11 protein-coding genes are annotated in these 12,850 nt (G+C 37.1%); 9 read left to right on the top strand and 2 right to left on the bottom strand.

Features of this window, described 5'->3' with window-relative positions; translation table 11 throughout:
• The 6 genes from QZU77_RS08895 to QZU77_RS08870 all read left to right on the top strand — a co-directional run.
• Nucleotides 1-3,934: Ig-like domain repeat protein (locus QZU77_RS08895; protein WP_295603235.1), on the top strand; the 3,934-nt coding region annotated here is incomplete at its 5' end.
• Between the two features lie 741 nt (nt 3,935-4,675).
• The gene (locus QZU77_RS08890; RefSeq protein ID WP_295603233.1) at nt 4,676-5,899 is read left to right on the top strand and encodes a hypothetical protein; all 1,224 of its coding nucleotides are present in this window, start codon (nt 4,676-4,678) and stop codon (nt 5,897-5,899) included.
• Nucleotides 5,900-5,939: 40 nt separating this feature from the next.
• The gene (locus tag QZU77_RS08885; protein WP_295603231.1) at nt 5,940-6,167 is read left to right on the top strand and encodes a hypothetical protein; all 228 of its coding nucleotides are present in this window, start codon (nt 5,940-5,942) and stop codon (nt 6,165-6,167) included.
• A gap of 41 nt (nt 6,168-6,208) precedes the next feature.
• Entirely contained in the window at nt 6,209-6,478 is a 270-nt protein-coding gene (locus tag QZU77_RS08880) for a type II toxin-antitoxin system RelE/ParE family toxin (protein WP_295603229.1), read from the top strand.
• Nucleotides 6,479-6,868: 390 nt separating this feature from the next.
• Nucleotides 6,869-7,144 carry a hypothetical protein gene (locus QZU77_RS08875; RefSeq protein WP_295603226.1) on the top strand — a complete coding sequence of 92 codons (276 nt, stop codon included), beginning with the start codon at nt 6,869-6,871 and terminating at the stop codon, nt 7,142-7,144.
• Entirely contained in the window at nt 7,141-7,563 is a 423-nt protein-coding gene (locus QZU77_RS08870) for a MarR family transcriptional regulator (protein ID WP_295603224.1), read from the top strand. Before QZU77_RS08875 ends, QZU77_RS08870 begins: the two co-directional genes overlap by 4 nt.
• Nucleotides 7,564-9,048: 1,485 nt before the next feature.
• On the opposite strand, the gene QZU77_RS08865 is transcribed toward QZU77_RS08870, so the two are convergent.
• Both QZU77_RS08865 and QZU77_RS08860 read right to left on the bottom strand, forming a co-directional pair.
• Entirely contained in the window at nt 9,049-9,435 is a 387-nt protein-coding gene (locus QZU77_RS08865; protein ID WP_295603222.1) for a type II toxin-antitoxin system VapC family toxin, read from the bottom strand.
• A 172-nt stretch (nt 9,436-9,607) separates the two neighbouring features.
• A complete protein-coding gene (locus QZU77_RS08860) occupies nt 9,608-9,850 on the bottom strand; it encodes a type II toxin-antitoxin system PrlF family antitoxin (protein WP_295603219.1) in 243 nt (80 codons plus the stop codon).
• A gap of 904 nt (nt 9,851-10,754) precedes the next feature.
• Between QZU77_RS08860 and QZU77_RS08855 the strand changes: the two genes are divergently transcribed.
• From QZU77_RS08855 to QZU77_RS08845, 3 genes are all read left to right on the top strand, one after another.
• On the top strand, nt 10,755-10,991 hold the full coding sequence (locus QZU77_RS08855) for a hypothetical protein (protein WP_295603217.1): 237 nt from the start codon (nt 10,755-10,757) through the stop codon (nt 10,989-10,991).
• Nucleotides 10,992-11,113: 122 nt separating this feature from the next.
• Nucleotides 11,114-12,208, top strand: coding sequence for a GTP-binding protein (locus QZU77_RS08850; protein WP_295603237.1), 1,095 nt, complete (start codon nt 11,114-11,116; stop codon nt 12,206-12,208).
• Nucleotides 12,209-12,210: 2 nt separating this feature from the next.
• Nucleotides 12,211-12,735, top strand: a complete 525-nt coding sequence (locus QZU77_RS08845) for an adenylate kinase family protein (RefSeq protein WP_295603214.1) — start codon at nt 12,211-12,213, stop codon at nt 12,733-12,735.
• Nucleotides 12,736-12,850 lie beyond the last annotated feature (115 nt).

Below are 12,850 nucleotides of genomic sequence, written 5' to 3'. Positions count from 1 at the left end.
ATACTATTCGACCTTCATCGCCTGTGTATCCGCAAACGGTGGAGCATTGTACCTGGGGGATTCATCAACGGTCTCAAAGTCCAAGTTCATAAACTGCACGGCATCCAACAGTGCAGGTGCAATCTACATAAATGCATTGTGCAACGTTTCAAACTGCATATTCGATCATAATTCCGCCCTAAACGGAGGGGATGTTTATGTTGCCGCTTCTGAGTGCGGATTAATCGTTTCCAACTTCACAGGATCCCATGCTGATGCTAAAGGCGGTGCGGTTTTCATAGGAAATGCCGGATTCAACATCATCGGCTGTCAATTCACAAGCTGCGTCGCATACGAGGACGGTGGAGCGGTTCACATGAGCAATGGCAGTTCTGGCAGTGTCATGACCTGCACTTTCACAGAGTGCACTGCCGATGGTGATGGGGGTGCAGTCCATTTCATGGGCGAGGAGTGTGAAATATCAGACACCATTTTTACAGAGTGCACTGCCGAATATGGTGATGGGGGTGCAGTATACGCTAACGGCAAGGCCAATGCGACAGGTTCAGTTTTCACCAACAATGTTGCGGACAACCTTGGGGGCGCAATCTACAACTGCATGTACTCCGAGTCCGTCTTCGATTCAAACACTGATCCTGAAATATATTTCGATGAGGAGTTTCGAGAAAACCTCACCATGACAATAGATGTCTCCGGCGATAGTTTCGGTGAGGACATAATGGTATTGGTTCATGTGGAGCCAAGTGTTTCACTCAACGCCACAGCAGTCATTTCAGACACCATTAAGGTGTTTGAAATAGTCAACGGAACAGGCATCCTTAATATCTCAGGCCTCAATGCCGGAGCATATGTATTGACAGTCACCGTCAACTCAACAATGGAATACAACTCCTGCAGCAACTCAACCATGTTTTCAGTCATGAAGGTCCAACCTGCACTTGAAATCATTGCAAATGACATATATTATGGCGACGATGCCGCAATCCTCGTCAACCTGCCGGATGACGCCACAGGAATGGTCGAGCTGTACGTTAACGGCAAAATGAGTTACCTCCCCATTATAGCAGGCAAAGCATCAACAGTCATTCCGGATCTTGAAGCGGGAACATATTATGTCACTGCCTCATATGCTGGTGACTTGAATTATAACGGTTGCAGCAATAATACAACATTCAAGGTGATGCATAACACATTCTCACAGCTCCAGAAAATAATCGACGATGACACCACAGGCGAGATAACACTTGACAGGGACTACTACGGTGAGGGAAGCGAAATCACCATCTCAAAGACAATCACAATAAACGGCAACGGGCACACTTTGGATGCCAAAGGACAGTCAAGGATATTCAATGTACAGTCAGGCACTGTAGTGCTTGACAACCTCTCATTGGTCAATGGTAACAGCGACTCCTATGGAGGGGCAGCTTACTTCCAATCAGGTTCAACATGTACTGTGAGGAATTGTAATTTCACCGGCAACACTGCAAAGAATGACGGTGGTGCAGTTTACTTCTATGAACCTGGCACTGTGACAAATTCCACTTTCACAGCCAATTCTGCCAAGAAAGGTGGGGCAATATATTCTAACGGAAATACAGATACAGTAAACTCCACATTCATTGACAACAGTGCCGATTTGGGCGGTGCAATCTACAACTGCGACCATGAAATCTGCACATTCACAGGTAATTCCCAGCCGGACTTCTATTTCGATGAGCAATACCGCAAAAACGTCACCATGACTGTTAATGCTGAGGAAATCATGATGGGCGAGGACCTGACAGTCATCATCATCTTCGACCAGGACATCACCGGTAACGTTACAGTGAATATTGATGGTGTGGATATGGATGTGCCAATCGTTAACAGGACAGGAAACCTTCTAGTCCATGGATTGTCTGCAGGGCATCACAATCTCACAGCATCATTCAACGGAAACTTCGAATACAGGCAATGCAATGTCGTGATGGATGTGACAGTCCTTGAAAAGAAGGTATCTGTGATTATTGAAACCGTCAACATTCAATTCGGAGATGTGGAAACTGTTAATGTCCAGTTAAATGAAAGCATCGAGGGCATTGCCACTGTTGAAATCACTAAAAGGGGATCATATTTAGCAAACGGCACTGTCATGGGCAACAATTTCAGCATGAACTACACTATAACTCTGATTAATGGTTCAGCATCCCTCTCAATTCCTGATTTGACTGTAGGCGAATACACTGCAACAGTCCATTATCCGGGGGATGAGAATTATACAGAGGCAAATGCCACAATCAACTTCACGGTTTCAAAGCGTGACCTGAATGTCCTGGTCGACTTCAGCAACGAGGACAAGACTATAACATTCACCCTGCAGGCTAACGTTGCAGGCGTTTCAGTCCAATTCGAAGACATCATCTACGAAATCAAAGCCAACGTTAGCACCACAATTTACTTGAATGACCTTGCAAGCGGAAACTACACATACATTATAACCTATCCCGGCAGCGATGCCTACAATCCGTACATGTCAACCGCCAACATCACAATCTCAAGAATCCCTGTGAACGTCACAGTCAAAGCAGACAACATAACCTACGGCCAGACACAGAACGTCACCGCCATAGTCCCCGAAGGCGCCACAAGTGAAGTCAATTTCATCCTATCAAGGGGTGAAGACATCATCGCAAACACAACTGCCCCCGTCATCAATGGTGTGGCATCATACCAGATTCCTCAGCTGAATGCTGGAACATACCGTCTCAGGGCATCATGCCGTGGCGATTCAAGGTATGAGGCAAGCAGCTTTTATGAAAAGACATTCAAGGTTGATCCGAACATTGACGTTTCCCCAAAGGTCAAGATCGGGGATGACGGAAAAATCGTAATTGAGGTTGGAGACATCACTGGAAGAATAACAGTCTTTGTCGATGATGCGGAGGATGGGTCAAGGTCAATAAACAACAACAGGTTCACGTATTACCTCGTCACTGAGGACTACAGTGTAGGATACCATAACCTCACATTCGAGTACACAGGAAGCGATTTGGATGAGAACGTCTTCAAGAAATGGGACAGCACTGCTCAGAAGTACATGCCGGTTAAATACCTCATAAACATAACTCAGAGGCCGACCGAAACAGTATTGGACTCAGACAGTGACCAGAAGTTTGTCCTGGTCCTTGAGGATGATGACGGAACATTGCTGTCCAACGCCACTGGGAACGTGACATTCACAATACTTGACGAGTACGCCAATGTGGTCGCCGAGGAGGTGGTTGGTGTTGTGAACGGTATTGCAACCCTTGACATCTCCAAGTACAAGAACGGAAACTACGTAATCCAGTGGAGCTACTCCGGGGATGAGAAGCACACTCCAATCGCCCGACAGGTGAGCCTAAGCATCATCCACAAGGCATCAAGGATCAATGCCGGCGACGTTAAGATAATCTACACTCAATCCAGGTGGTATTCAGTGACAATCTATGGCAATGACGGCAAGCCATTGGCCAATGCAGCAGTCGAATTCCTCATAGGCAACCGGTTGATTTCTAAGGTCAATACGAATGCAAACGGCGTTGCAGGTGTGAGCATATCATCTAATCCGGGAACCTACTCCCTAAGCATCAAGGCTCCGGGAAAGACCGTGACCAAGAAGCTCACTGTGGAGCATATCATCTCGCTCAAGACAGTTAAGATTAAAAGGTCAGCCAAGAAGCTTGTCTTGACTGCCACCCTCAAGAAGGTCAACGGCAAATATCTCAAGGGCAAGAAGATCACCTTCAAGTTCAACGGCAAGAAGTACTCTGCCAAGACCAACAAGAAGGGTGTTGCAAAGGTCACAATCAAGAAGAATGTCCTTAAAAAAATCAAGAAAGGAAAGAAGGTGACCTATCAGGCGACTTATCTAAAGGACACTGTCAAGAAAAAGTCAAAGGTTAAGAAATAGGGATTCACCATATCCCTTATTTTCTTTTTTTCATAAGCACCATTCACTCCTGTAAACCAAACCATCGAATGCTTATTTAAACGCTTGATAATTCTCATACTTTAATGGTTTTCCAACAGAATAATCAACATGTGTCCTCACTAAAAAGATTCACAATTGATTAAATCATAATTTCATGACATTGCATCTCCATCTTCACATGATTTTTCATGATTTTGGTGTATTAATTCCTCCCTGATTCAAATCTTTTGGATGAGGGGGCTGTATTTGGAATATCAAAACATGGTCCATACTTACATATTCCACATTTGCGACTGCAGAAATGCCAATTTGAGTATATGAGAATGGAAATGGCAGTTCTCACAATGAGGAGCAATATTAAACCTTGATGCCAATGCCGCCATAAACATTTTAAACTAGAAAATAAGGATTATATGATAAAAAAATAATCTCTGAGACTCCGAGGGTAGTTCGTAAAAATATTATAGTATCACAATGGAATAGGCTCCAAGAATTCATGTTGTCTACACAACGAGAGGTTCAATGAATGACTAATATTTTAATTAATCTTTTGAGCAATTATTATAATAACATTTTTAAACTGTAACTTTCACCAGTTAATGTGCAGTATTTTTCCCTGCCATTTTTGTGTTTTTGCACATAGTCGCACTTAGGCAACGTTTATAATTATTAAAAAACATATTCAATGATAGTTATTATTTGAAACGGAGCTGTTAATATATGACTTCAGAAGTGTTGATTATGACTCCAAGTGCAGTTGCAATGGCTGCTGATAGTGTCGTTACAGTAAACGGAAATAAAACATATGAGGGTGTTAATAAATTATTCATGTTGTCAAACAATCCTCCTATGGGTATTATGACTTATAATAATGCTAATTTCCTAACTTTTCCAATGGAAACCATCATTAAAGATTTTAGAGATAAAATTTTTAAAAAAGAGTTTGACACAATACATGACTTTAAAAAAGTATTTGGAGAGTATTTAAATGATGTTTGTCATGGAAAAGATGCTATAACTTCATATTCTATTGTTGATAAATTTAATAGTTTTATAAAACAGTTGAATCAGGATTTGGATGAAATTCCTAATTTTATCAAACATATCATGGAAGAAACAACCAATATTAATAATGAAAAATATGAGAAATTACTTTTTGAAAACAAGGAGTTTGAAAGAATCTATGATTCTAAAATTCAAGAGGTTAGTGAGAATATCATATGTGATGATGATGATGTTGATTTAGTTGTTTTATTCAAAAAGTTATTTATTAAACGATTTGTGTTAGATGGATTTATTGGCATTGTCATTGCTGGATTTAATCGGGAAAACCTATTTCCGTCATATATGCATTTTAAAATCATTGTTTTAGATGGGGTCAAATTCATTTTCGATGATTGTGAAGAAGATTGTGTTGGTGGAGAAACAGCAGTTATCCTTAAACCATTTGCCCAAATCAATGCAATAACCAATTTTTTAAATGGTATTGACATGTCAACAAATTATCTCATAGCATCATATTTTAATAAAGTCATTGATGAATATTCCAATAATATGGAAGAATTGATTAAAGCCAATAGAAAAATTAATGGCAAAGACGAACTGGATATTTTAAGTGATTTGGAATCTTTAAGACAGAATAATGAGCGCATTGTATTGGATTTCGTTGGGTTTATTGATAATCTTAAAGGTAAATACAGTGAACCTATTTTACAGTCCATCATGTCATTGCCTAAAGATGAATTGGCAAATTTGTCTGAATCATTAATTAACATCACTTCTCTTAAGGTTAAAGTTCAGGATAATCTTGAAACAGTGGGGGGAGATGTTGATGTTGCAATCATAACAAAGGGTGATGGTTTTGTCTGGACTAAAAGAAAACATTATTTTGAAGAGTCCCTGAATCCACAATTTTTTAATAGAAAAAATTTATTAAATAAATGAGAAATAAATTATAATTGTCCTTTTATTGAGGTGATTTTTTATGAAAAATATATTATTAGAGAAAAATGAAGTTTTAATGGAAAGCATTGATTTGCCTATGGATTATGGTGAAACCTGTGCAAGTGAATCCATGCAACCGTTAAATGATGCAATCTATGATATAATTCATGAAAATGATGAATTTTCCCAAGAATTCATAGATAAAATGGAAAGAATGGAAAATGAAGAATTCATTGATGTTGATGATTTGGACAGTTTATTCGAATAAAAATCATCAATTTTAACTTATTTTTTTTATAAAAGATTTTTATGTATGGTATTCAACGAACTAAGGATTTTAAAAAACAATTGAAAAAGGTTAAGGATAAACAATCTCAAGAAAATATTAAATCTAAAATGAGAGAGATTGCTAATACTGTTGAAGATAATCCTGATCATTATAAAAATCTTAAAAAGCCTATGCAGAAATATAAACGGGCTCATGTTAATAACAGCTTTGTTTTAATTTTCAGGATTGATAAAGAAAACAAAAAAGTAATATTTTTTGATTATTCTCATCATGATTCAAGTTATAAATAATTTAACTCATTTTGCATGGTTATAATCCATGATGACTCATATGTCTACCGCTGCTGGTCGCATGTTCCATTTGTTGATGCAGGTTTTTCATATCTCAGTATCGCTTGCACAACATTTAATTTGGGCAAACTGAACGTAATAGTCTAAACTTTTAGCAATACAAAAAAGTTTGCCCCCAGTCCATGTTCAAAACGTATCTTTTGGGTAGAAAGATGCGGTTAAATCATGCCTCCGAGACATGATTGAAAATTACATTCTCAAAAATTACAATTTTCCCATTTAAATATTTTTTGGTAGACAAATTTAGTTACTGTTAGGATATATATTTATTAATATATAAAAGTGTTGGTAAAAAAACAACAAATATATAAATAACATGACATATATAATATGTCAAGAAAAAGTCAAGATAAAACAATAATTGGTGATAAAATCTTATATAATGTTAAAACACCAAATGGATGGTCCATCATAATTATGCCCGACAATATTTTGATAGACAATTATCATACACGTAAAGCCCATATACATCCAGACCCCCACAATCATGTTTACAAAATTGAATTGACTCTACAAGACAGCGATGAAATCTTTGAACTAATCAAGGACTATCTAAATATGTCGAATGGATTTGATATTGAAGAGTTAATGGAGATGTTGAAATGATCATTACATTAGTTAAAAAACAGACCGGTGCAGAATTTATCCGAGAAATGGAAGACACCTATAAGTCAATTAGCGAATTAGAAAAATTATTCAAAAGAACAAACAATATGAAAATGTATGTTGATTTGGAAAACTGGCAATATTACAAAGAAAACCCTCATGAAATGATTGAAATAACTGAAAGCCTAGTGACAAACAAATTATCTCTCAGCGATATGGATTTAATAATTTTAAATACAATAAAACATGAAAAACCAAGAAGCATTAGAGATTTAGCAAAAAAAATTAATAAGGATGTCAGCAATATTCAACCAAAAGTTAAAAGATTAGAAGAAGAGGGTTTCATCAAGTTTGAAGAAGGAATCAAAAACAGCAAAATTCCATACCTGACATTCGATGAAATCAAATTAGAAATCTGAATTTGTAATTTAGAACATCTCCAACTAATCAAATGATATAATTGAGACTATCAAGTAGATCCAACATCACATTTAAATTCAGGTGTTTGATTAGAAAGATGCAGTAATCTTTATTTTTCATGAAATTGGTTTTGATCAGCTCACGCCTGATTCATAATGATTAATGCATTTGTCAGTGCTAACCAAGAAATATTTTCTTTTTTCACTTAAACATATTTAAAATCCTGAATGATTTTCAGGAGAAATTCACAAAAACATTAATGTCGCGAGAATTTCAGATTGATTTTCAATCGTATCTTTCCTAAAAAATGCATGGTATTGTTCGCATTTGTTGTGATGAATTTTAGGGATTATATTTAAAAATTAACCTATTCCGGAAAAGTTCTTAAAATTTGCATTATTGTTTCAAAAATAGTTCATTTAATGTCTATATTGCAGGAATAATCCTGCAATACCAACCTTAGACATCAAATTTCCATAAAATTTAATTTTTGAGGTTTTTCTCTTTGGAGATAAACGCTCTTGTGTATTATTTATTATGGAATGCTATATATAAATGTAATTATTTTTTGGATTGGGGCAATTGACTAGTGTTTTTTTCTCAGGCGAAAAGCCTCCTACGAAAACATTGGTTGGTGTTTCCTAATATTCCTTCCTTGAAAAATGGATTTTTGTCAATTGCCAAAGATTATGGTGAAATAGGGAGTATTATAGTTCTATCGTGAAGACATTATTAGCTTCAATATATTTGTGATATTGAAGAAATATGCCATCACTAGAAACATAATTATCTCCACAGGTTTCACCTCCATTAAATTTTATGGATAATGGACTCAACATGCATTTCAGTATATTGAAACGATGATGATTAAATGATGAAGTATTTTTGATTTTTAATGTCATACCTATCACCTCCATTGGGTGAAGGCTTTTCGCAGTATTATTTTTTCTTTAAAAATTATTTAAAGCTTGTTGAAGCCACTTTGAAAAATTGTTCTCACAGAAACATCTTATATAAATCTTTCGATGAATTATATTTTGTAAAATTGAATTTTTGCCGATATTCTTGAATAGGTGATCTGTTGCATGGAGTTCTTGATTAGTAACATGAGGTAAATGATTAACGTGTGGGATGAAAAACAAAAAAGGGATTAAGAGAAATTCTTAATTAGAAAATAGTTCATTTAATGTCTATATTGCAGGAATAATCCTGCAATACTACCCTTAGACATTAAATTTTACACCAAATTTAATTTTTTTGAGGTTTTTCTCTTTGGAGATAAACGCTCTTGTGTATTATTTATTATGGAATGCCGTATATAAATGTGATTATTTTTTGGATTGGGGTAATTGACTAGTGTTTTTTGTACCTAAAATCCTCTAAAACATTTAGTCAGTGTTCTCAATATTCATTCTTTTTTTTTTTAATGTCATCAAAAAACTTGTCCAAAACAATCTAAGTTATGATGATTAAAAAAGTATTGGTTAATGGAGCCTTATAATTCCATCAACCCTGTCAAAATCGCTGTCAAAACTAGCTATTCCAGAAATATTTTTCTCACCAATTATATGAACATACATGGCATCAAAAAACGAAATTTTCGCATCATATTTGACAAATTCATTCATAGCACCATCATATAATTCGGAATCATCTATTATCTCAAATAAATGAGGAATATTGTTATATATTTCACGAATGTCTTTTGTGGGGATTTTGTTCTTTAAAACAGTTACAGTTTCAGCGATGACTAACTTGGAGATTACCAATCTATCATTTTTAATTTTTTTGTAGACCTCAATGGCTTGGGCATGCCATTGATCATTTGAGACAAACGGGCCAACAAGAAATGTCGCATCTAAAAAATACATATGAACTCACTTTATTTCAGTTTATGTTTTAATTCTACACTGGTTATAGGTTCCCAGGCTTTATATCTGCCTATCATATCATTTAGAGTTAAATGATTATTTCTCACATTTCTGCGACGATTCCTTAATAGCAATGGATTTGTTTTAGTTTTATAGGTATTCATATTATCGCCTAATAAGATATTAGTCGCCTAACTAAATCCTTTTTTAATTGCACTGAATCAATTGGTTCTGAAGCAGTATAACGTCCAACCATTTCATCCAATGATAATTCTTTGATAAATTCCAATTCCACCTTTCCATCATTATTGATTCGCCATTCAATCTTATAGGATTTGTCTAAATTGAATTCCTTGCGTATTTCTGAGGGGATGACAGTTTGGAATTTGTCATATATGCTGGTTACACTAACCATTGTATCACTTCCTAACTATATCTTGAACTTCTAATCTATTAAAATTATTGTCAATTAGAAACACGCAGTATAATGTTGTTTTCATGAAACTCTTTGAAATGTTGAATGGTGTTTAGGGTAATTTTCAAAAATTGTCATTGTCGCGAGAATCTTCAACCTAATACTCGACCGTATCTTTCCAAAACAAACATGCAATAAAATGCTTGTTTTTTAAAATTAAATTAAATTAATTTTTCAATAATGGTATAGCCAATTTTATATTAAAATATTTAATAATAAAGTTTATATAATCTGTTAAACAATATTATTTCCATGAAAAAGCCTCCAAATTGTGGGAGGTGATAAGTATGAAAAATTATACTTTTCCATTAAACATCATTTCTTCAGAGAATAGTGTTGTTGTATCCTTTTCCAGTAATTTAAAGGGAGGTATGGTTATGGAGATAATTATGTTTCTAGTCGTAACATATTTCTTTAACATTTTTCAAATGTTAGGGACATTAATGATTACTGTCATATAGGAGCATAATGTCGATTAACCGCACTCTCTTATTCGAGGTAATTAAAAAAATTCAACATCGATGAAGGACTTTTAGAAAACTCCGTCCAAGTTTTCATGGAGGCTTTTTCGCCTGAGAAGAACACTAATTGATTACATCCAGATAATAATTACATTTATATATGACATTCCATAAAACACTTAACCAAGAGCGTTATCTCATAAATGGGTTAACCTCAAAATTTTAAATTACTGGAGATTTAATGTCCAAGGGCGGTGTTGCAGGTTTATCCTGCAATATTGGGCATTAAATTTTTAAACGATTTTTTTTTAACCATCTATCAGAGATTCCTTAAATCATTAAGGGTTTGAATCATGGGATTAAACATGTTGTTTGGGTGAGGGATGGTCAGCGTAACAGACATTGATGTTAAATTCCGAACAATTGTTCCACCGGAAATACCCAATAAATTCAATCTGGACAAATCATGCAGGATTGAATGGATCATTAACGATGAGGGAAGGGTTGAGGTGGAATTCATTAGGCAATTGTCGATTGATGAGATGATCGGTCGCTATAGTGCTTCAAAACCAATCGACTCTCTACGGTTGAAACATGACTTCAAAAATAATTCTCGCTAACCTGGGGAATACTGATGATGGTCGGGAGGCTCCATCAATTGGTCGCATTTTTCCACTAAAACTTTTTTATATTATAAGAAACTTAAATATGAATGACTAATTTTAATGGAGTTCATACTAGTATGGGTATTGAAGATAAGATCAAATCAATCGAAGAGGAAATCCAGAAAACCCCTTACAACAAGGCCACTTCTCACCATATAGGTAAATTAAAGGCTAAACTATCCAAGCTGAAAGAGGAATCATTGCAGAGAAGCAGCGGAGGGTCTAAAGGACAGGGATTTCACGTTAAAAAATCAGGGGATGCGACAGTGGTGCTGGTCGGGTTCCCGTCCGTTGGAAAATCAACCTTGCTGAACAACATCACCAATGCCGAAAGTAAGGTCGGGGCTTATCAGTTCACAACCCTGGACATCGTGCCAGGGGTCATGGAGCATAAGAACGCCAAGATACAGGTGTTCGACATTCCGGGAATCATCACCGGCGCAAGCAGCGGAAAAGGCCGTGGTAAGGAGATTCTTTCAGTGGCCCGTACAGCGGATTTGATCCTTATCGTGCTGGATACGTTCAACCCGCAGCACCTGAAGGTCATAGTCAAGGAACTCCGGGCAATAGGAATCAGGCCAAACGAGCATCCGCCTGACGTAACGGTTAAAAGCAAGAAGCTCGGGGGCGTGAAGGTGTCAAGCACCTGCCCATTGACACACCTGGATGAGAAGACCATCAGGTCAATCCTCAACGAGTATGGCTACATCAACGCTGACGTGCTGTTCCGTGACGACGTCACAATGGACCAGTTCATTGACGTTTTGGACAGGAACAAGTCCTACGTTCCGATGCCCATCCTGCTGAACAAGGTTGACCTTGTGGATGATGCCTACCTTGAGGAGCTTCGCAAATACATTCCGGATTTCATCCCGATTTCCGCAGACAAGAACACCAACATCGACGAGCTCAAGGACATAATCTTCGACAACCTTGACCTTGTGCGCGTTTACCTAAAGCCGCAGGGAAGAAAGGCCGACATGGAGGATCCGCTGGTAATCAAGAAGGGATCCACAGTCATAGATGCGTGCGGAAAGCTTCACCGTGAGTTCGTGCGTAACTTCCGCCACGCCAAGGTGTGGGGAACATCCGTGAAGTTCCCGGGCCAGAAGGTCGGACCGGACCATGTGCTTGAGGATGAGGATGTATTGAGAGTGATTTTGAAGAAATAACTATGACAGCCATTTTCATAACCGGAACCCCGTGCACCGGCAAGACAACAATTGCAAGCAAATTGAATGGACGCTTGATTAAAATTAATGACCTCGCCAGAAGTCATGGTTTCATCATGGGTGTTGATGAGAAGAAGGGTTATGAGATAATAGACATTGAAAAGCTGTCCTCATACCTACATGAACTCATCAGAAACTGCGATGAGACACTTATTGTTGAGGGTCATGTCGCACACCTGCTTGACGGGGCCGACAAGATCATAGTCCTGAGAGTCCACCCTGACAAATTGAAGGCTCGATTGGAAGCTAGAAACTATTCTGAAGCCAAAATACGTGAGAACCTTGAAGCCGAAGCCCTTGGAGTGTGCAGCGCTGAAGCATATGATAAGTACGGTGAAAAAACCCAGGAAATCAATGCAACCGACCTAAGCATTGATGAACTCGTTGAGGCTGTGGAAGGAATCATTGCCGATGATGTCACATGCCCTGTTGGGGAAATAGACTTTATGGACTGGCTGATTTCATAGGCCAATTATCATACTCATCAAATGCTCTCTCACTATTTGTTTATATTATGGTTATTTAATAATTATTATTGTGTGTTTTTATAATTTGTAAAAAATTTTAAAAAACCCGTTTTTG

Origin of the sequence: uncultured Methanobrevibacter sp., assembly GCF_902774605.1 — an archaeon.
GTDB lineage: Archaea > Methanobacteriota > Methanobacteria > Methanobacteriales > Methanobacteriaceae > Methanocatella.
The sequence above is the reverse complement of the archived record's forward strand: the minus strand, read 5'-3'. Positions and strand labels throughout refer to the sequence as shown.